We start from the raw sequence: 20,793 nt of genomic DNA on the forward strand, positions 1-20,793 counted from the left end.
ATAAGTTTTCAATGTTCCAATCCTAAAAAATCCCGCAGTTACTGCGAGATCCTGAGAGGTATGCATGCTGATTGCTTTCGTAGGTTGATTAAACCTTCGCGCCTTTGCGACCGAAACCAACGACGCTTTCGGAGATTTTGTCTAGCGGCCAGCGTGGGCGTGGGGCTTCGTTCATGTCGTCGCCCTTGCCGTTTTGCTCCAGAATGGAAGGGTCTTCGGCAACGAGTTTTCTCAGACGCTCTGCTCCCGCCCATGCAATCATTGCGGCGTTGTCTGTGCACAGTTTGTGCGGCGGTGCGATTAATTCTGCACTATGTTCTGCGGCAACCTCGTTTAGACGAATCCTAATTGCTTCGTTTGCTGCAACACCGCCCGCGATAACCATTTTGACAGGCGTATCCGGATAGCGCTCTTTGAATAACTCGAAGGCTCGTGCACTGCGTTTTCCGAGGACATCCGCGACAGCTTCCTGGAAGGAGGCGCACAGGTTGTTGACGGTTTGCTCGCTGACAGGCTCTTCTTTTAAGGCTGCGGTGCGCACTGCGGTCTTCAACCCGGCAAAAGACATGTCGAGGCCGGGGCGGTCCAAAAGTGGGCGTGGCAGTTTGTAGACGGTTGGATCACCAAGTTTTGCAGCTTTTTCTACAGCCGGACCACCGGGATAAGGCAGACCTAGCAGTTTGGCTGTTTTGTCAAACGCTTCACCAATCGCGTCATCAATGGTTGTGCCCAATCTTTCGTATTCCCCAAGAGCTTTTACGAGGAGATACTGGGTGTGACCACCGGAGACGAGGAGCAACAGGAATGGGAACTCAACCTGATCCGTCATACGTGCGGTGAGAGCGTGACCTTCCAAATGATTCACTGCAATCAATGGTTTATCGATTGCCATGGCAATGGATTTTGCTGTCATCAAGCCTACGATGACGCCGCCAATGAGGCCGGGGCCAGCGGTTGCAGCAACTGCGGATAGATTAGAGTACTTCACATTTGCTGTTTTCATCGCCTGATCTACGATACCATCCAGCAACTGAATGTGGGCGCGCGCCGCAATCTCTGGTACAACACCGCCGAACGGTGTGTGCTCATCGATTTGAGAATGCACCACGTTGGACAAAATTACGCATTTGCCATCTTGATCAATCTCAAGGACAGCAGCGGCAGTTTCGTCACAACTCGTTTCTATGCCGAGGATGGTCAGCACGTTTGGTCTCCTTTGGCCGCTTGGTTTTTGTCGTTCTCTCATGCGCAAAGCATGGTTGATTTCGCGGGCCGATGATTTTATGTCGCTCATCTAACATGAGCCCCTAGCATTGGGAATGTGATCCTTGCAAACAAAACCTATAAGAATTGGTACACGTGGAAGCGCCCTGGCACTGGCCCAGGCGTATGAAACACGCGCTCGTCTCGCGAAGGCACACGGGTTAACCGATGATGACTTCGAGATTGTTGTTATAAAAACAACGGGAGACCAAATTCAAGATAGGCCTCTTTCCGAAGCAGGCGGCAAAGGCTTGTTCACCAAGGAAATTGAGGAAGCTTTGCTGGATAAGTCCATTGATCTGGCAGTTCACTCTTCCAAGGATATGCCGACAGTTCTGCCGGATGGTCTGGGTATGACCGCTTACCTTCCACGTGAAGATGTGCGCGATGCTTTCATTTCTCCAAAGGTGGAAAAGCTGACAGATCTTCCACAGGGTGCTGTGGTTGGGTCTTCCAGTTTGCGTCGTCAGGCACAGATCAAGCGTCTGCGCCCTGATCTTGATGTAGTGATGTATCGCGGTAACCTTCAGACCCGTTTGCGCAAGCTGGGTGAAGGTGTGGTTGACGCAACCTTCCTTGCTTACGCTGGTCTGCGTCGTCTGGGACAAGGTGATCTGGTGACGTCTTTGATGGATGTAGAGCACTTCCTTCCTGCTGTCGGGCAGGGCGCGATTGGTATTGAGGCACGTCTTGGTGATGAAGAGACGGCACGCATTCTTGCGCCGATCCATCACGCAGAGACTGAAAGCCGCCTATTGCTGGAGCGTGCTTATCTGGCTGAGATGGATGGCTCCTGCCGGACGCCGATTGCCGGTCTTTCCCATGTGGAAGGTGATCGCATCCGTTTCCGCGGTGAGGTGATCAAGCCCGATGGCAGCCAGACGCACACAGTTGAAGGCGAAGGCCCGTTAAGCGATGCTGAAGAGATTGGCCGCGAGCTTGGCAAAGAACTGAAAGCGAAGTCTGGCCCGAACTTTTTGGAGCTCTAATGAAAATACTCGTGACCCGTCCTCAGCCTCAAGCGGATAAAACTGCACAGAAGCTGATTGCTATGGGACACGAGGTGATTGTTGAGCCGATGTTGAGTTTCCAGCCGCTGACCGTTCGCGGAGATGTGGCTGGGGACGCCAAAGCGATTGCTGTGACGAGCGCGAATGCCATTGAAGCCCTTGTCTTCAATGGTCTTGTTGCACAGCTACAGCACCTTCCTCTCTATTCTGTGGGTGAGGCGACAGCCAAAGCTGCAGAGGCTTCCGGTTTCCAAGAGATCATATGTGCGGATGGGGATGTTGATTCCCTTGGCGGACTGATTGCGGATAGCAAACAGGCGGGGCCTGTCTTTTACCCTGCAGCGATTGACCGCAGTGGTGACCTGGCCGGACAACTGGAGCAACAGGGCATTGCCTGCCGTATGGTGGAGGTCTACCAAATGGCTGCTGCGACTGGCTTTTCTGAGAAAACCCGAGGACTGATAGAAGCAAAAGCGTTGGATTGTGCGTTGTTTTATTCTCCACGAACAATTCAAGTTTTTCTCAGCCTTTCAAATCTTGAAAAAACCATAGTGTTTCTTAACTCTATGAAAGCATTATGTGTTTCAAAGCGGGTTGCAGAGCAGGCCGGGGCGTTTGGCGAGGTTTTTACTGCGAAAACGCCGCGTGAGGATAGCTTGTTTGAACTTCTCTCTGGTTCGATAAGTTGAGAGGAAGTGATTTGAACTTCTCTGGGCCCTATGGAGAAGTCGTAGTTTGTTTGGCAAGGTGCTAATTCTCCCTGATAGCAGTTTGCTAAAGGGATGCTTATGTTAAGAAAGAGGCCTCTTAGGAGGCCTTGTTGAGATTGCGTGACTATGAAAATTGGCGCGGCTGGAAACTGCTTGAAACGCGCCATTCTAGGAGGTTTTGATGGCTGCTGATGACAAAAAGGGTGGTGCGTCCACCGGGGCAGGCTCGGGTGGTGGAACATCATCACGGAAATCTCCGCTCTCCAGTGGATCCCGAAAGCCTGTCACGATTGACCTGCCCGCGAAAGACGTTTCCAAGACTGATAAACCTGCCGCGAGCGCTGGTCCTGCGGCCAAGCCTGCTGCGAGCAAAGCGACTTCTACCAAGGCAGGCTCTGTGCCGCCAACCGGTAAACAACAATCACAATCTTCTGCGAAGACTGAAAATACTGAAGCGACCAAGGCAGCTGCTGCCAAGCCTGCGGCGGGCGCTAAACCAGCTGCGGGTGCTCAGTCTTCTTCAACACCAGCCAAGCCTACTGCTGCTGCAAGCGCAAAGGCCGCTGCAGACGCGACAAAAGCGGCAGCGGACGAGAAGAAGAGCGCTGCTGCATCCAGCGCTGCTAAGTCTTCTACTGCGAAGACGGCTGCTGCCAGCAAAACCTCAACCGCTTCTGCTGCAAAAGAGCCTGTGAAGAGTAAAGACGAAAAGGCTGGCTCGGGCGGTAAGGATACGCCTCCACCACCGCCTCCGCCTTCCGGTAAAGGCCCCGGCGGGCCTGCTGATAAGCCTCCGCATCCGCCCAAGCAAGGCGCTGGATTTGGCGCGATGCTTGCCGCTGGCGTTATTGGTGCATTGATTGTTGCCGGTGCTGGGGTTGGTCTGCATCAGGTTGGCATGCTCCAGATGATTGGCGCTGGCTCTGGTCAGAATGCGACTGAAGTTCAGGCCCTGTTGGAAAGCTCCAAGAACCGCTATTCGCAGCTGAGCCAGGAAATTACGGCGCTGAAAGATCATGCGGCAGGTAGTTTCGCTGCCAAGGAAACCATTCAGAACCTGACTGATCAGCTGGACGCGATCCAGAAGGAAACCAGTACTAAGTTGAGTGATGCGACTGCTGGTGTAACTGCGAAGGTGCAAGAGCAGGTTTCTACGCTTGGTGCAGAAATTAAGGAACTGAACGAGCTCATTTCAAATGGGGCTGCTGGTGATGGTGCTGCTGTTGCGAGCATGAAGAAGACGCAGGATCAGCTGGCGAAGCAGGTTGCTGATCTGACCGCTGCGACCCGAAAGAATGCTGAGCAGGTTCTGAAAGGCATGCAAGGCAATCTGACAGATTTGCAGAAGCAGTTTCAAGCTTTGAAAGAGGCGCCGACACAGCTGAAGGACCTTGGTTCACAGTTGGCTGTGACAGGTTCCAAGGTGGATGAAGCGCTTGCGCAGATTGGTAAGTTGACGGCTGAGCAGAAAGTTCTTGAAGGCAAAATTGAAGCGCTGACGCAGGCGAATGCCGAGACAACACAGCAGATTACTGCACGTGTTGACCGGTTGGAGAAGGCCCTGGGCACTGCAAGTGCTCAGGAACGCGCCGCACGTGCCATCGCGATTGCCTCTTTGCGCAATGCTGTGGACTCTGGTGAGACCTATGAAGCGGAACTGGCTGCTGTTGAAGCTGTGCTGCCAGGGGATGCTGCTGAGCTCGCGCCACTGAAGGCAAGCGCTGCGAGTGGTATTCCTTCCTCTGCGGCGTTGATTGCCGGATTTGGTAAGGTCGCGCGTGATATGAGTGCTGTGTCGTTGACGAGTGAGAATGATGATGTGGTTGATCGTCTGTTCTCAAGCGCCAAGTCTCTCGTTTCTGTCCGCACGCCGACTGACAGTGATGGGACGAGTTCCAGCGAGCTGCTTGGCACGATGGAATCCCGGGTTTCTGCGGGTGATCTTGCCGGAGCGATTAAGGCTTATGATGCTTTGCCAGAACCGATGCAACAGGTTGGTGCAGCGTGGGCTGAGCAGGTGAAAGCCCGTTTGGCAGCAGATGAATTGGTGAAAAAAATCACCGCTCAAGTTTTGAAGTCGCTTGTTTCTGAAAACAAGTAGTATCGGAAAGGAGCGAAGGACATGGTCCGCGTTCTCATCTTTTTCGCGTTTGTATTTTTACTGGCTCTTGGCGGAGCCTGGATGGCAGATCGTCCGGGCGTCGTTACGCTTGAATGGCAAGGGTATGTTGTTCAGGCAAGCTTGCTGACAGCTGTTGTTGCGTTTGGTGCTTCCATTGTGGCGTCGATTGTGGCTTGGGGGTTCTTCCGGTTGATCTGGAAATCACCGACGCTGGTCTCCCATTTCATGCAGAGCCGCCGCAAAGACAAAGGCTATGATGCCTTGTCTCAGGGACTGTTGGCTCTTGGTTCTGGCGATACGCTGCATGCGCGCAAGTTTGGTCTGAAGGCAGACAAACTGCTGGACGGTAACGAGCCTGCTGCACGTCTTCTCTTGGCGCAGACTTCGCAACTGGATGGTGATCATGCAGAAAGCCGTCGCCGGTTTGAGGCGATGTTGGAAGATGATCGCTCCATGGCTGTGGGCTTGCACGGCCTTTACATTGAAGCGGAGCGGGAAAGTGAGCCTGCAGCAGCGCGCCACTTTGCTGAGGAAGCCTTTAATCTGGTTCCGGGTCTGCGTTGGGCAGGCAATGCGGTACTTGGGTATCAGGCCGTTTCCGGTGATTGGGAAGAAGCCATTGCAACGCTTGAGCGCAACTATGCTGCTCGCATGCTGGATAAGAAAACCCTTCGTCGCCAGAAAGCTGTTCTGCTGACTGCGCGTGCTCTTGAGCTGGAGAACGAAAATCCGGATCGTGCGCGTACGCTTGCTGTTGAAGCGCATGGCCTTGCGCCCTCGCTGGTGCCTGCCGCGATTGTTGCGGCCCGTCTGCGGACGCGGACAGGTGATGTTCGCAAAGCAAGTAAGATCCTTGAGGCGACGTGGAAGTTGAGCCCGCACCCAGATCTTGCTGATGCTTACGCCCATGTTCGTCCTGGTGATTCCGTCACTGATCGACTGAGCCGCGTCAGAACACTGGCAAGCATGCGTGCTTACTCTTCTGAGGGGGCGATTGCGATTGCTGTTGCTGCGATTGAAGCCAAGAAGTTTGATGAAGCGCGCGATCAACTCAAGCGCGTTCTGCGCTCTGAGCCAACGCAACGTGCGTTCTTGCTGATGGCTGATCTTGAAGAGCGTGAGCATGGTGATCAGGGCCGCATTCGTGAGTGGTTGTCCCGCGCTGTGCGTGCGCCAAGCGATAAGGTCTGGACCGCGGACGGTGTTGTTTCCGCCAACTGGGCGCCTGTTTCTCCAAAAACAGGCCGTGTGGATGCCTATGAGTGGGCAGCACCGGAAGGTGCCGTGGATCAGGAACCGTTGATTGAGGTTATCGATGACAAGCTGTTTGAGCCGCCTGAACTGGCTGCCCCTGTACAGGTTCTGAAGGAACCGGTGGAGGCGGATATCGTTGTGCCTAAACCGCGGGAGGCAGAAAAACCCACTGCAGTGAAGGACGAGCCTGTGGCAGCCCCAGCCGCAATGCCTGACGCCGCAGAGCCTGTTGTTGTGACAGAAACGGCGAAAGAGACATCCGCTGAGAAAAAGCCGGATGAGAAAGCCAAGGCTGAAGAGCCACGTGCCACTGTCGTACCTGTGGAATCTTCAAGCTGGGCGCCGACCAAAGCCAATGAAAAGGCCGAGGAAAAGGTCGAGGAGCCTTCCAAGACTGAGGAGGAAGGCGCGAGCTCATCCTATGAAAAGCCTGAGAAGAAAGATGAGAAGCTGGTGGAGTTCCCGCTTTCTCAGCTTCCTGATGACCCAGGGCCTGAACCAGACGATGAAGATCCGAAAACGCCAAAAGATCAGAGTTTTAGGTTCTTCCGCTAAGAAAAATGCATAGGCAAGGCGCGCGTCTCTTTTCGCGTCTCTTGCCTTTGTAGATTGTTGGTGGATGCATTCTCTGCCAATGCAAATCATACTTGCATCTTATTGGGAGCTTGGGTATCAAACTTCCACTTTCCGGCACACCCCTTGTGCCAGTTGGAACGCCGCTGTAGCTCAGATGGTAGAGCACGTCATTCGTAATGATGGGGTCGAAGGTTCGAGTCCTTTCAGCGGCACCACTAACTCTCTGATACTTCATAATCCCCCAAAAACTTGCTCGTTTGGCTTTGTCTTATCGCCTACTCGTCGTAGGTTCGGATTTGTGTTTTTTGGTCCTTTAGTCGAACCTTTCAGCACGATGATTTCATTTGCATATATGGAGGCCATCTGGGTTTCGTGGGAGCGGGCTGCGGATGGTGTGGAGTACCGGAAGTGATTGTCGATCACCTGAATAAGTTGCGCGCGTGGTTGTTTGAAGATGCATTGCCGCTTTGGTTGAAGGCTGGCGAAGACGCTGCAAATGGTGGTTTTGCTGAGACCATCACACTGGATTGTGAAGGCAGCGCGGATAACAGACGTGGTCGCGTCAACCCTCGTATGGTGTTTGTGTATTGTGAAGCCGGACGTCTGGGCTGGGACGGCCCCTGGATGGATGTTGCGCTGCGCACGCAAGCCTATGTGGAGCGGGTATACGGTACTGCTGATGGATATATCGGTGCGCTTGCGACACCCGATGGTGAGCTGCTCGACACTTCGTTTGATCTTTACAATCAGGCCTTTGCGCTACTGGCTCTTTCCAGCATTGCTGATGTGAACAGTGAACAGCGTGAGGAAGCGTGTGCGAAAGCTGGCGCTTTGCTTGATGTGTTGAAGAACCGCTTCAAGCACCCTGTTGCTGGTTTTCAGGAAGCTGAGCCTGCGCGTGCACCACTGGGTGCCAACCCGCATATGCATCTGTTTGAAATGTGCCTTGAGTGGGAGCGCTCTGAGAATCTGAGCGCTGAACAGAAAGCTGTCTGGTCCGCGCTGGCAGATGAGCTGGGCGAGCTTTGCCTCAAACACTTCATCTGCGAGAAAACGGGCGGTTTGCGGGAGTTTTTTGCGCTGGACTGGTCTCCGATGCCGGGTGATGAGGGCAGGGCGCTTGAGCCGGGGCACCACTTTGAGTGGGCTTGGTTGCTGAGCCGATGGAACAAGCTGCGTGGTGATGGGCGTGCCAAAGCTGCTGCTGCACGTCTCTTTGAGATTGCGGAGGTCTACGGTGTGGACCGTGAGCGCGGTGTGGCGGTGATGGGCATCAATGATGACTTCTCCATGCGTGATCCACTGGCGCGTCTGTGGTCTCAGGCTGAGTGGCTTAAAGGCTCTATCGCCATGCTGGAGAGTACTCCTGAGAGTGAGTGGCCTCGGTATCGCCAATCCATGCAGGATGCGCTGAAGGCGTTGGAGCTGTTCTTTGAGGATGTGCCAGCAGGTCTCTGGAAAGACAAGTTTTTGCCGGATGGTAGCTTTGTGAAGGAAGCGGCGCCGGCCAGCTCACTCTATCACATCATCTCGGCTATTTCTGAACTCGACCGTTTTTCAAAAACTGAGGTTGGGCAGAAAGTGGTTGTTTGTGAGAGCACTAAATAGCGGTTCCTGCAGTATAGATTGGGAGAATTATGATGGTTAAATGGGGCGTGCTCTCGACTGCACGGATTGGCCGCGACAAGGTTATTCCTGCACTTCAAAAAGCCAAGGGCGTTGAGGTTGTCGCGATTGCTTCTCGTAATGAGGAGAATGCGAAGAAGGTTGCTGCTGAATTAGGTATTGAGAAAGCCTACGGCTCTTACGAGGCTTTACTGGCTGATCCTGATATTGATGTGATCTACAATCCACTGCCAAACCACATGCATGTGCCAATGACGATTGAGGCTGTGAAGGCCGGAAAGCACGTGCTTTGCGAAAAGCCGATTGCGCTTGATGCAGATGAAGCGCGTCTTCTACTGGAAATGCCGGACAACCGCTTCGTTATGGAAGCCTTTATGGTGCGCGCGCACCCGCAATGGCAGCGAGCGCTTGAGATTGTTGAATCCGGTGAGCTGGGCAAGCTGCAGAGCATTCAGGCGTTCTTTGGTTACAGCAATCAGGATCCGCAGAACATTCGCAATAAAGCAGAGCTTGGCGGTGGTGGGCTGATGGATATTGGCTGCTACCCGATTGTGGCGTCGCGCTATTTCTTTGATGCTGAACCAGAGCGTGTTGTGAGCCTTGTTGATCGTGACAAGAACTTTGGCACGGACCGTTTGACGTCTGTGATGATGGATTTTGGTGAGGGGCGTCAGGCTCAGTTTACGGTCTCAACCCAGTCTGCACCGTATCAGCGTATCAATCTGGTGGGGACAGCCAAGCGTCTGGAAATCCTCATCCCGTTCAATGCACCTGCTGGTGAAGAGACGATCTTACGTCTCGATTCTGGCAGTTTGCCGGGGGATGGTGCGATTGAAGTGGAGCGCGTTGCTGCCTGCGATCAGTATACACTGCAGGGAGAGCTGTTCTCTCGTGTGGTCAAAGGTGAAGAAGAGTTGCCTTATGGCGTTGCTGACGCGATCCAGAACATGGAAATCATTGATGCGATTGTTCGTTCTGAACGCAATGACAGCTGGGAGACTGTTGGGTCTCCCGACTGAATGTCTTGCGGGTGTTAGGGCATGTTGCGCTCATTTGCATTCACGCCTCATGCCCTAACTTCTTTATTTTGAGCGAATTCTTGTCGCTTGATTGGATACAATCAAACGGAACGCGCTCTAGACTTTTTCACCTCTGATGGAATACAGGTTGTCGCGATTGAGTGTATTGAGATCGCGACGGCCACACAGCGCCATGGTGGTATCCAGTTCCTTCTGGATGATTTCCAATGACTGTGTCACGCCTTGCTTTCCGCCTGCGCCCAGACCGTACAGGAATGGTCTGCCGATGTAGGTGCCCTTTGCGCCAAGACAGATGGCTTTCAGTACATCCTGACCTGAGCGAATGCCGCCATCGATATGGATTTCCACCTTATCACCGACCTCGTCCACGATTTCCGGTAGGATCTCGATGGAGGACGGTGCGCCGTCGAGCTGACGTCCGCCGTGGTTAGAGACGATAATCGCATCACAGCCAGAGTCGACTGCGTGGCGTGCATCCTCTTTGTCCAGAATGCCTTTGAGGATCAGCGGGCCGCCCCACTGTTTCTTGATCCACTCAATGTCATCCCAGCTCAGACGCGGGTCAAACTGCTCAGCTGTCCATGAGGACAGGGAGGAGAGATCGCCAACCCCTTTTGCATGGCCAACAATGTTGCCGAAGGTGCGGTTTGGCGTTGTGAGCATTTTCATGCACCACATTGGGCGTGTTGCCATCTGCCAGATGTGTTTTGGTGTAAACTTTGGCGGGGCAGACAGGCCGTTGCGCAAATCTTTATGGCGTTGACCCAGGATTTGCAGGTCAAATGTGAGAACCAGTGCAGAACAGCCCGCGTTCTTTGCGCGGTCGATCAGGGCATTGATGAAGTCTCGATCCTTCATCACGTAAAGCTGGAACCAGAATGGCTTCGTGGTTTTTGCCGCAACAGCTTCAATAGAGCAGATGCTCATGGTTGAAAGCGTGAAAGGTACGCCGAATTCTTCAGCTGCCTGTGCGGCGAGAATTTCGCCATTGGCGTGCTGCATTCCGGTTAGACCGGTTGGTGCCAGCGCGACCGGCATGGAGACATCCTGCCCGACCATCTTGGTGGCAAGTGTGCGGTCTGTCATGTCGACCGCGATGCGCTGACGCAGCTTGATCTTCGCGAAGTCACTCTCGTTTGCCTGATAAGTGCTCTCGGTCCAAGAACCAGAGTCGGCATAGTCGAAGAACATCTTTGGAACGCGTCTGCGAGCACGCTCTTTGAGGTCACTGATTTCTAGTATTGGTGCCATGTACGGGCCTCCCCCCGAAACATTAGTTTTTATGTATAGAGGGATTGCACGTATCGGTGATATGTCAACATTACATGTATACGACTTCAGTCTACCAGTATTGGGAAAAACGTTATTCGCATTCATCTATGAATGCCGTAAGTACTCTGAAATATCTTTGAATTGTCAGTCCTGACTAAAGCGTAACGGTCAAATAACTATCTGAATTTGCTTGTTTTGTTTGTTTGCATAAACGTTTGGCGAGTGTCTGGTCGAGACTTCATCTTGCCTAGGTACTATTTGTGATATGTAACTGAAATATATCTCAAAAAAGCGACATAGGCTCACTTTGCTGATGCCTAAAAAATAGATTCGGTGAGTGAAAATACGTAGCTTGTCGATGCGTGTTGGTGGGGTGGGGACCTGAAATTTCATGTAAGAGCGAATGTAGATAAGAGAGGCGATGCAATAAAAGAGGGGCGTTGGCAGTGAGTGCTGGCCTTGCCGTCTCGTTGAGCAATCCGGGCGATGGGTCTTCTGATTTTGCGCAGCTGAGACGGTGGGAAGCAGAGGTGCAGCTTCCCATTTTTAGTATATGTATGGGAGGATCAGGGAGGCTTTGTGCTCTTATTTCTTCTGCCGACTGATCCAGGCCATCCAATTGTAAAACCAGTTCCGAAGGTTATCTCCGCACCGTTTGAGCACATTGGATATATAGTTCATGGCTTACCTTCCATGTGCAATTTGGGATGCCTCAATGGTGGGCTCAATTAGCTAAATGCAAATGAAAGAACTGCTTCAAGCTTTAAGTTTGGATGGTGACCCCGAGTGGATTCGAACCACTGACCTGCCGCTTAGGAGGCGGCCGCTCTATCCAGCTGAGCTACGGGGCCTTAGGCGTGTGTTATCCGGAAACCGGATCTATACGCATAAGATGTTGTCATCCGTTGAAGATGCAGCGGGTTCTCAAATATCATGAAACTTGGCTGTAGGCGAGATAGATTGCTTCTCTGTGAACAAGCTAGGTATCAGTTCAAACAAGAGAATTTACTCACTGGGTGTCTTCTGTGTTTGCTCTCTGAGAGTTCTCGGGGGCGTTCTGGCTACGTCGACCTGATATAATTCCCAATTATGACTTTGCGGGTGGGTTGTTGTGTTTAGGCGATCTGTTGCACTTTTCTACTTCTTGTTGGGCCATATGGGAGCCGTGTTAGCGGCGCCGTGTGATGAGGGTTTGTTTCTTGATGAGAGCTTGCCGACTATCAGGATGAGTGAGGTTCTCGCAAATCCTTTGAGATTTGCCGCGAGTGATGGTGAGTTTTATTATCTCGCAGATTTAACAGTGCCAGAGCAGGGCCTGTTGTTGATTGATGACTTTTTTGAGGAACGGGAGGTCAGGATAAAAGCGTTGAAGGCGCAAAAGGATCGGTGGGGACGCCGCCCTGCGATTCTGCTTGATCCTGAATTGGGCGACTTGTCGGTCAGGCTGGTCAAAGCCGGAATGGCCATTGTTAGGCCACAATTAAGAGCTTTCAATTGCTTGAAATTCCTTATTAATTTGGAGAGTGTGGCTCGCGAGAAAAATGTTGGATTATGGGTCATTAAAAATGTAATTAATGATTATAAGTCAATTAGCTACGAGCAAATCGGTCATTACGGAATTGTGGAAGCCAAGCTGATTTCTGTTGGGCAAACACGATCCAAAACATACTTGAATTTTGGTGGGCGCTGGACAGAGGATTTAACCGGGATTATTCAAAGGGGAACGCTGGCGGATTTTTCGGAGTTCGGGCATGATCTTTCAGTGATGAAAGGTAAGCGAGTTCGCCTCAGGGGCGTTATGCAACTGAACCAAGGACCATTAATAGAGCTAAAGCACCCAGCGCAGTTGGAGCTTCTGGACTAAGGCAAAGAGCCGGAAACGCGAATGACTTTGAGTAGTGCATTGTCTGGACTTCAGACAAGCCTGAGAATGCTAGTGATATCTGCAGTGACCGTAGCTCTTGTTGCGTGTCAGCTGACCGGCTCTGCCAATCAAGGCGCTCAAAAACCAGGTAGCTTGCGAACTGGGCTTGGAAGCGACGTTGGGGCGAGAGAGCATCCGCGTGTCGTCGCGACTTATGGCGGTGTCTATAAGGATGGTAAGGCTGAAGCAGCTATTGCGCGTGTTGTTGGTGGTCTTGTTGCAGCTTCGGAAGACCCAGAAGCGCACTACCGTATCACTTTGCTCAACAGCCCTGCAGTCAATGCCTTTGCTCTTCCTGGAGGTTATCTTTATGTGACGCGCGGTTTGTTGGCGCTTGCCAATGATACGTCAGAGCTTGCTGCTGTGCTTGCTCACGAAATGGCACATGTGACAGCACGCCATGCGATCAAGCGCCAACGTCAGGCTGAAGAGGCTGAGTTCGTCACCAAAGTGATGACCAATATCGGCAAAGATCAGCAGACCATTGATGCCGCAGTCAAGGAAAAGCAGGTTCAGTTCGCGCGCTTTTCTCAGGAGCAAGAGCTTGAAGCCGATGATGTGGGTGTGAGAACACTTGCTGGTGCTGGGTATGACCCTTACGCCGCAGCGCGCTTCCTGAACACGATGGGGCAATTTGCGCGCTATCAGCAGCTTGGTGGGCAAAGTAGTTCTGCGCCAGACTTTCTTTCTTCTCATCCGAACACGCCTGATCGTATTCAACGCGCTGTTCGTAGTGCGCGACAGATTGGTGCGCCGGGGATTGGTCTGAGTGGCCGTGAGGATTATCTGACCAGCTTGGATGGCATGCTGTTTGGTGATGATCCGCTGGAAGGATACGTTCGTGCGCGGCAGTTCCTTCACAAAGGTCTTGGCATTTCCTTCAGCGTTCCAAAGGGGTTTGTGCTTGAGAACTCTGCCGAGGCTGTGTTGGCGAGTAATAACTCCGGTACAGCGATGCGTTTTGATGGCGCTGATTTGACGGGATATGCGAGCTTAACCGATTATATGTTATCTGGCTGGATCAACGGTCTGATTGATAACAGTGTACGTCCGACCACGATCAATGGTCTGCCAGCTGTTATTGGCTCTGCAATTACAGATGGTTGGTCATTCCGCATTGGTGTTGTTCGTATTGGTTTAACCGGATATCGGTTCATTTTTGCAAATCGTTCTCCAACCGCTGTTTTTACTCGCGATTTTGAAAAATCTCTGGGTAGCTTCCGACAGTTGAGCCCAACGGAACAAGCTCGCCTTAACCCGCTTCGAGTTAAGATCATTCAGGCTAAGGGTGGCGAGACAGCTCGTAAGCTTGCTGTTGGTATGAGCGGTATTGAGCCGTCGCGTCGTTTGGAGCTGTTCACGATCCTCAACCAGGTTAAGGCGAACCAACGCTTCAAGCCAGGTGAGTTGCTCAAAGTCATCACTGATTGAAGTAGCCCGTTTTTAAGCAGGGCTAGCTAATTCACTTTAGTTTTTGACGATGTATTTTATGAGCTGCTGGCGTCATAACCATCCGAGTGCACAAGGGCGTCTTTCAATTTTTGCATTGCGCGCGATTCAATTTGTCGAACGCGCTCTTTTGAGACGCCGAGTTTCTTACCAAGTGCTTCCAACGTAACGCTTTCATCTGCAAGTTTACGGTCTTTAATGACCCGTTGCTCACGTGGCAGCAGTGTTTTGATTGCATTGGATAGGCGGTGCTTTGCGCGCTCCTGGTCTAAATGCATCTCGACAAGTTCATCTGGAAGAGGCTCGTCAGCTGCAAGGGTATCTTGTAGCTGAAGGTTTGTTTCGCTGCCTTTCAGGCTGGCGTTGAGGGATGTATCACTCCGGCTTAGTCTGGAAGACATCATTCTGATGTCTCGCAGTTTTGCTCCTGTCTTTTCAGAGATACGCTGATGCAGCTGTTCTTCATTCAGATCTGGATTCTTGCTTGAGAGTTCTGCTCGCAAGCGCTTGAAGCCGAAAAACAACATTTTCTGACGAGATGAGGTTCCTCCGCGAACAATTGATTGGTTGCGGAGCACGTAGTCCTGAATGAATGACTTGATCCACCAGGATGCATAGGTGGCGAAACGGACGTCTTTAGAGAGCTGAAACCTGTTGGCCGCTTCCATGAGGCCGATGTGGCCTTCCTGAATTAAATCAGAGAGCGGGACACCGTATGACTTGAAGCGGAGTGCTTGAGCTATGACCAAGCGGGAGTGAGATAGGGACAACTTATCGAGTGATCTGTGGTCGCCTTTTACAATCCAGCCTTCCAAAAGCTTGTATTCTTCTTCTTTTGACAGATACGGGGCTTTTCTTGCTAAACGGGCAAGAGGGCCGACACTCTGATCTCTTTCATAATATGCCACTTACGCCTCCCTCGATTTAACTGAGATACGGCGCTGAAGCTCATTTGGATCTTTGACAAAAAAAGAAAGCCCCGCTTGGAGCAGGGCTTTCTTTTAATCAGTTAGATTAGGAGAGGTTGATTAAGCTGCCTCTTCCTGACCTCCGCCTTCACCATCAGTTGCTGGAGCAACTTTGGCAGCACGACCTGGAGACGTGGAAAGAACGCCTTCGATCTGTCTGATTGCTTCTGTGTCAGTCTGTTTCTGAACAGCTGCGATTTCACGTGCCATACGGTCTAATGCGGCTTCGTAAAGCTGACGTTCGGAGTAAGACTGTTCAGGCTGAGAATCAGAGCGATAAAGGTCACGAACAACTTCAGCGGTTGAAATGAGATCGCCAGAGTTGATCTTTGCTTCGTATTCCTGTGCGCGGCGACTCCACATGGTACGCTTCACGCGAGGTTTACCTGCGATGGTCTCAAGAGATTTCTTTACGGTAGATGCGTCAGACAGTTTACGCATTCCAACAGAAGCAATTTTTGCAACTGGAACACGGAGCGTCATCTTATCCTGTTCGAAGTCAATTACGAGGAGTTCAAGAGAGTATCCAGCTACGGTCTGCTCTTCAATTGCAGTAATCAATCCAACGCCGTGAGATGGATAAATGATGTGCTCACCTGTTTTAAACCCCTGACGCTGCGCGGTCTTTTTTGCGGGTGTGGCCATACGCTATACTTCTCCTGCGCAGTGGTTGTTTGCTGTCTGGGAGACGCAACCAACCTAGATGCAGCGCGTTCGCCGCATCTTTCTCTTTGGAAAAACGTGAAAAGTCCAATGTATGCGGAAAGCTACTTCTCGCATCAATTGGTTCCGCGTTCAAATGTGATCAGTCGAATTCTATGTTGTGGCTACTTCGGCGAATGCTGGAGTAAATTATTGTGCGCACTTCAGTGGAACTGCGACCATAAAAAAACCTCCGAATGGGGAGGGTGCAACCAGACTGCCAAATGACTGTAAAAAACTGTATAGCACATTATCCACGGATTTCCAACCTCTCTCAAGCAAGAGAGGAATTAAGACATCCGCGGATACTGTCTGGCAAATAATAAATATTTGGTAGCTCTAAACTTTTGGGACTCTAGAACACGCTGCGCTCATTTACATTCACGCATCGTAATCTAATATCTTTCGTTGAGCGAATTCTTGTCGTTTGATTGAAGCCAATCAAACGGAACGCGCTCTAGTCACCAGTGCCTGGCTTATCAGAGAAATACTTTTCGAGTTTTTCTGCAACACCGTCAAATTCAGCAGCTTCTGGAAGCTGATCTTTCTTAACGGTTAGATTCGGCCACTTCTCTGCATACTCAGCATTAAGCTCAACCCATTTTTCCAAGCCTGGCTCAGTATCTGGGAGAATTGCATCTGCTGGACATTCCGGTTCACATACACCGCAATCGATACATTCGTCTGGATGAATGACGAGCATATTCTCGCCTTCGTAAAAGCAATCGACCGGGCAAACTTCAACACAGTCGGTGTATTTGCATTTGATGCAATTGTCTGTGACGACGTATGTCATCGCAATCCTCTTAGTCTCTGGCGCTGCAAATTTGTCTGAAGACAAATGGCACGGGCTCTCGTGGCCCTGACGATTTTCTCGTCCTTTAAACTTGTGCTCTTTGCTACCGGTTTTCAGTGGGTAGTGCAAGCGCTGTCATAGGCGAAGAGATTGCAATATTGGGGCAAAATTTGCCTAAAGTGGTCGCTAAAAAGGATCAATTTCGTTGAAGCCCCGAATCCGGGCGATTTGGCGTCGATCTCGTTTAGTTGGACGTCCTGCACCGGCCTCGCGCTTGGCAACCTGGACCTGTGTTTCCTTGGGCGGTGGAGGGGGAGACATGTCCTCATAAAGCAACTGTGCTTCAGGGGCAGGACCTCGCCGGGTGCCTAGTTTTAACACTTTAAGGATCAAAAGACGTCGCGGCATTGTGATGGTCAGTACATCACCGGGCTTTACAGCTATTTTGGCTGCCGCAATCTTATCTTTGTTCAATCTAACATGCCCGGACACTGCCAGCTTTTGTGCCAGTGTCCGAGATTTTGTTATGCGGGCATACCAGAGCCATTTGTCGACGCGAAGAGACTCTTGTGCTTCTGGTGTTGCCATATCAGTTAGCCCGAAGGGGCGACTATTTGTCGCCCTTTTCCAAGTTCTGTTTTAAGGACATCAGCGCTGCAAACGGGGAATCCGGATCCAACGGCTTGTCTTTGCGTGGAGCAGGCTTACCTTGCTGGCCGCGGTTCTGGTCTTTGTTAAAGCCACGGCCTTTACCACCAGGCTTACCAGGATTGCGACGCTGCTGAGCGTTGTTGCTGCGAGGACCGCCACGACGTTCGTTGCCACCGCGTGTATTGCGCTGACGTTCGTTGTTGTTGCGGCGTCCACCGAAACGACCCGGGCGCCAGATTTCAACAGTAACTGTTTCCATCTCTGGTTCGGCAGCTTCTTCTTCAGAAGCTTCAGCTGGTGCTGCTTCTTCTACTGGTTCAGCTGGGGTCTCTTCGGCTGCAGTTTCTTCTGCTACCGGTGCTACAGTTTCGCCTTCACTCTGCTCAACTTCTGCACTTTCTGGTGCTTCAACTGGAGCTTCAGGTTTCTTGGCGACAGGGCGCTGTTCTTCGCGTGTTTCCAAACGGTAACCGAGAGACTTCAGGATGTTTGTGAAGTCTTCGCCTGCACAACCGAGCAGGGAGGTCATGGAAACAGTGACAGTGAATGCGCCGCCTTCTGCCAAAGCACCTTCTGGTGGCTCAACGCCTTCTTCCAGAGGTTTCCAGGCGACCAGTGGACGGATAATGTCTGCCAGGCGCTCCAGAATATCGACGCGTACAGCACGTGGACCACAAACGCGGAAGCCTACGACGCGATACAGTGCGCCTTCGATCTCCGGATCTACAGGAACGGATGTACGGCCAGATGCGGACAGCTGAGGGAGTTCAGTTAGGCCCTTGATCTCGCCTTTGCCTTCTTTCAGCGCCCAGAGCTGCGCGAGCAACTGGCTTGGTGCTGGTTTCAAAAGAGCAGGGACATAGATGTGATAGGCGCCAAAGCGAACACCAAGCTTGCGGAGTGAACCGCGCATCTGCTGGTCAAGCTGACGAATGTCATCAGAAATTTCCTGACGCTCAAGGATGCCAAGGCTCTCGGTCAGGCGGTATGCCACGCCACGAGCGATGCCTTCAATCTCTTCGCCCTGTTCCAGGTCGAAAAGTGGCTTCAGGAGTGTTTCGATGTGTGTCTTGATCCATAGATCAAGGCGCTCCTGCACCATATCGCGTGCAGGTCCCGTCAACTGCTCATCAGCAAGAATGATCAGGGATGGGCGCAGGGTCTGTTCACCAGCTATCAGGCGGGCGATAGATTCACCCTGCCATCTTAATGTGCCGTCTGCGGAGAGGATGAACTCTTCGTTGGGCGCGCGGGATAACCGTTCTGCACGGTTTTCAATCTCGCTAGCTAGTGCTTTTTGGGCCGCAGCACGGACAGCTTTTTCTTCCTGTCCTTCTGCCGTTGCATCCGGAGCAAAGCGGAAGCCGTGAAGCTGGCCAATGTGCTGTCCTTCTACAAGGACATCTCCGGTTGCGGTGATCTCCGCTTCGAGCATTTTGTTCTCTCTCAGACGTCGCATCAATACGCTGGTTCGCCGATCCACAAACCGCTGTGTAAGCCGTTCGTGAAGGGCATCTGATAATCGATCTTCTATGCCGCGCGTCACTTCCTGCCAATGAGCAGGGTCGTTCAGCCAGTCGGCACGGTTTGCCACAAAGGTCCACGTACGGATATGTGCTATCCGGTTCGCCAGTGTGTCGATATCCCCATCGGTTTTGTCTGCCAGTTTTATCTGACTGTTAAACCAATCATCCGGAATGGCTCCATCCCGGATCAGATGGGAATAAATCCCTGTTACGAGATCTGCATGGTTTGCCGGAGCTATCTTGCGATAGTCTGGAACCTGACAGGTATCCCACAGTAATGAAACTCTTTCTTGCGTCGTCGCGAGGGAAAGAATGTCCCTGTCACGATTAGCAAGTTCGAGAACACCGATATCCTCCGCCGGAGGGGCTTTGGTCAAGCCCTCTTCTCGCGGAGAATGCTCCAAACTGCGCAAAAGTGCGCGAATCGAGGAAAAATCGAGATTTGGGTTGCGCCATTGCAGCACTTTGAGGGGCTCAAACTCGTGAGATTCGAGCTGATAGACAAGTTCATCGTCAAAACCGGGTACCCGGCCCGTTACACCAAAAGTACCATCTCGCAAGTGTCGGCCTGCTCGTCCGGCGATCTGGCCAGTCTCTGACGGAGTCAATTGACGGTACTGATAGCCATCAAACTTGCGGTGTCCAGCAAACGCGATGTGGTCCACATCCAGATTGAGACCCATGCCTACAGCGTCGGTGGCAATGAGCCAGTCAACGTCGCCGTTTTGGAACAGGTCAACTTGTGCGTTGCGCGTTCGTGGAGAAAGGGAGCCGAGGACAACTGCTGCACCGCCGCGTTGACGGCGAACCAGTTCTGCGATGGCGTACACTTCATCAGAAGAGAATGCGACGATTGCAGAGCGACGCGGGAGGCGGGTGATCTTCTTGGATCCTGCGTATGTCAAAATGGACATGCGCGGACGAGTGATCACATTCAAGCCCGGCATCAGCTTTTCGAGCAGGGGGCGGATTGTCGAAGAGCCAAGCAGCAGAGTTTCTTCTCTGCCGCGCAAATTCAGGATGCGGTCTGTGAAGACATGACCACGTTCCAGATCACCAGCCAGCTGCACTTCATCTATGGCGACGAAATCCACGTCGAGATCTTTTGGCATTGCCTCGACTGTAGAGACCCAGAAGCGTGGGTTCTTCGGGATGATCTTTTCTTCGCCTGTAATCAGCGCGACAAGATCGGGTCCCTTCTTCTCTACAAGGCGACCGTAGACTTCTCTGGCCAACAGACGGAGTGGTAATCCGATGAGGCCAGACGAGTACGCGCTCATCCGCTCGATAGCCAGATGGGTCTTACCAGTGTTCGTTGGCCCCAAAATCGCAGTGACAGACCGTGATCTTGTTGTTCGGTGCATCGTGTTCTTGTTCATCTAGAAGTGCAATTCCGTAGTCTGTGGCCAAACGTATCTCGGTACCCAATTCTTTGGCTGGGATACTGAAAATGCCCGTGCGGTGCCTCACCCAATGAAGTGGCATTTATATGGCAGAGAAAATCGCTGTAAAGCTCTGGAATGAATAAAGACGAAAAATGCTGACGATGAGCGCTGGAATGAAGTTTCAGTTTCATACCGGCATAAAAGGGTTTTTTGCGTATACGTTATCGTCCGCGTGTTGCTTTCGCTGAATAAGATGCATGACTATAACGTGCAGCATATGCCGTTTTGGGTAGGTTACATCGTGTTAAATGGTTACAAGAAGCCTGAGGTTGTGCGAGTTATGTGTAACACATTCGCCGTTGTTACTAGCCGATTTCATTAGTAAATGTCTTGTATTAGCATAAATTTTGCCAGTTCTAATTGCCCCCAGACATGCTGCGGATAAGTGTTAGATAAGGCTTGTTGCCACTTCTGTTTTAACCAGTGAGTTTCATCGGGGAGGAGTTATCCCCGCTTTCC

At 51.8% G+C, this 20,793-nt stretch carries 15 protein-coding genes and 2 tRNA genes; 9 read left to right on the forward strand and 8 right to left on the reverse strand.

Annotation, left to right across the window (positions count from 1 at the left end; translation table 11 throughout):
- Window positions 1-88: 88 nt before the first annotated feature.
- Window positions 89-1,201: a tRNA (adenosine(37)-N6)-threonylcarbamoyltransferase complex transferase subunit TsaD gene (tsaD, locus tag BM231_RS12600; protein WP_063308267.1), complete on the reverse strand. Its 1,113-nt coding sequence runs from the start codon at window positions 1,199-1,201 to the stop codon at window positions 89-91.
- A gap of 127 nt (window positions 1,202-1,328) precedes the next feature.
- On the opposite strand from tsaD, the gene hemC reads away from it, so the two are divergent.
- From hemC to BM231_RS12635, 7 genes are all read left to right on the forward strand, one after another.
- Entirely contained in the window at window positions 1,329-2,252 is a 924-nt protein-coding gene (gene hemC, locus BM231_RS12605; protein ID WP_063291779.1) for a hydroxymethylbilane synthase, read from the forward strand.
- Window positions 2,252-2,962: a uroporphyrinogen-III synthase gene (locus BM231_RS12610; protein ID WP_093519871.1), complete on the forward strand. Its 711-nt coding sequence runs from the start codon at window positions 2,252-2,254 to the stop codon at window positions 2,960-2,962. The genes hemC and BM231_RS12610 overlap by 1 nt, the downstream gene beginning before the upstream one ends.
- Window positions 2,963-3,164: 202 nt before the next feature.
- The gene (locus BM231_RS12615; RefSeq protein ID WP_093519872.1) at window positions 3,165-5,084 is read left to right on the forward strand and encodes a COG4223 family protein; all 1,920 of its coding nucleotides are present in this window, start codon (window positions 3,165-3,167) and stop codon (window positions 5,082-5,084) included.
- A gap of 21 nt (window positions 5,085-5,105) precedes the next feature.
- Entirely contained in the window at window positions 5,106-6,914 is a 1,809-nt protein-coding gene (locus BM231_RS12620; RefSeq protein ID WP_093519874.1) for a heme biosynthesis protein HemY, read from the forward strand.
- A 160-nt stretch (window positions 6,915-7,074) separates the two neighbouring features.
- Window positions 7,075-7,150: transfer RNA gene (locus BM231_RS12625), tRNA-Thr, on the forward strand.
- Window positions 7,151-7,343: 193 nt separating this feature from the next.
- Window positions 7,344-8,543 carry an AGE family epimerase/isomerase gene (locus tag BM231_RS12630; protein WP_093519876.1) on the forward strand — a complete coding sequence of 400 codons (1,200 nt, stop codon included), beginning with the start codon at window positions 7,344-7,346 and terminating at the stop codon, window positions 8,541-8,543.
- Between the two features lie 29 nt (window positions 8,544-8,572).
- Window positions 8,573-9,580, forward strand: coding sequence for a Gfo/Idh/MocA family protein (locus BM231_RS12635; RefSeq protein WP_093519878.1), 1,008 nt, complete (start codon window positions 8,573-8,575; stop codon window positions 9,578-9,580).
- 117 nt (window positions 9,581-9,697) lie between these two features.
- On the opposite strand, the gene BM231_RS12640 is transcribed toward BM231_RS12635, so the two are convergent.
- Together BM231_RS12640 and BM231_RS12645 are read right to left on the reverse strand one after the other, a co-directional pair.
- Entirely contained in the window at window positions 9,698-10,852 is a 1,155-nt protein-coding gene (locus tag BM231_RS12640) for an alpha-hydroxy acid oxidase (protein WP_057461904.1), read from the reverse strand.
- A 795-nt stretch (window positions 10,853-11,647) separates the two neighbouring features.
- Window positions 11,648-11,724, reverse strand: a tRNA-Arg gene (locus tag BM231_RS12645).
- A 374-nt stretch (window positions 11,725-12,098) separates the two neighbouring features.
- Here BM231_RS12645 and BM231_RS12650 point away from each other — a divergent pair.
- Both BM231_RS12650 and BM231_RS12655 read left to right on the forward strand, forming a co-directional pair.
- Window positions 12,099-12,737 carry a thermonuclease family protein gene (locus tag BM231_RS12650; protein WP_208860317.1) on the forward strand — a complete coding sequence of 213 codons (639 nt, stop codon included), beginning with the start codon at window positions 12,099-12,101 and terminating at the stop codon, window positions 12,735-12,737.
- A gap of 21 nt (window positions 12,738-12,758) precedes the next feature.
- Window positions 12,759-14,228, forward strand: a complete 1,470-nt coding sequence (locus BM231_RS12655) for a M48 family metalloprotease (RefSeq protein WP_208860318.1) — start codon at window positions 12,759-12,761, stop codon at window positions 14,226-14,228.
- A 56-nt stretch (window positions 14,229-14,284) separates the two neighbouring features.
- Here BM231_RS12655 and BM231_RS12660 read toward each other — a convergent pair whose 3' ends face one another.
- From BM231_RS12660 to BM231_RS12680, 5 genes are all read right to left on the reverse strand, one after another.
- Window positions 14,285-15,154, reverse strand: a complete 870-nt coding sequence (locus BM231_RS12660) for an RNA polymerase factor sigma-32 (RefSeq protein WP_093519880.1) — start codon at window positions 15,152-15,154, stop codon at window positions 14,285-14,287.
- Window positions 15,155-15,274: 120 nt separating this feature from the next.
- A complete protein-coding gene (locus tag BM231_RS12665; RefSeq protein ID WP_057461899.1) occupies window positions 15,275-15,859 on the reverse strand; it encodes a CarD family transcriptional regulator in 585 nt (194 codons plus the stop codon).
- Window positions 15,860-16,373: 514 nt separating this feature from the next.
- Window positions 16,374-16,712 carry a ferredoxin FdxA gene (gene fdxA / locus BM231_RS12670; RefSeq protein WP_057461898.1) on the reverse strand — a complete coding sequence of 113 codons (339 nt, stop codon included), beginning with the start codon at window positions 16,710-16,712 and terminating at the stop codon, window positions 16,374-16,376.
- A gap of 186 nt (window positions 16,713-16,898) precedes the next feature.
- Window positions 16,899-17,300, reverse strand: a complete 402-nt coding sequence (locus BM231_RS12675; RefSeq protein WP_093519882.1) for an RNA-binding S4 domain-containing protein — start codon at window positions 17,298-17,300, stop codon at window positions 16,899-16,901.
- 22 nt (window positions 17,301-17,322) lie between these two features.
- Complete coding sequence (locus BM231_RS12680; protein ID WP_093519884.1) at window positions 17,323-20,268, reverse strand: helicase-related protein; 2,946 nt, start codon at window positions 20,266-20,268, stop codon at window positions 17,323-17,325.
- Window positions 20,269-20,793 lie beyond the last annotated feature (525 nt).

The organism is Pseudovibrio ascidiaceicola, from assembly GCF_900114245.1.
Taxonomy (GTDB): Bacteria; Pseudomonadota; Alphaproteobacteria; order Rhizobiales; family Stappiaceae; genus Pseudovibrio; species Pseudovibrio ascidiaceicola.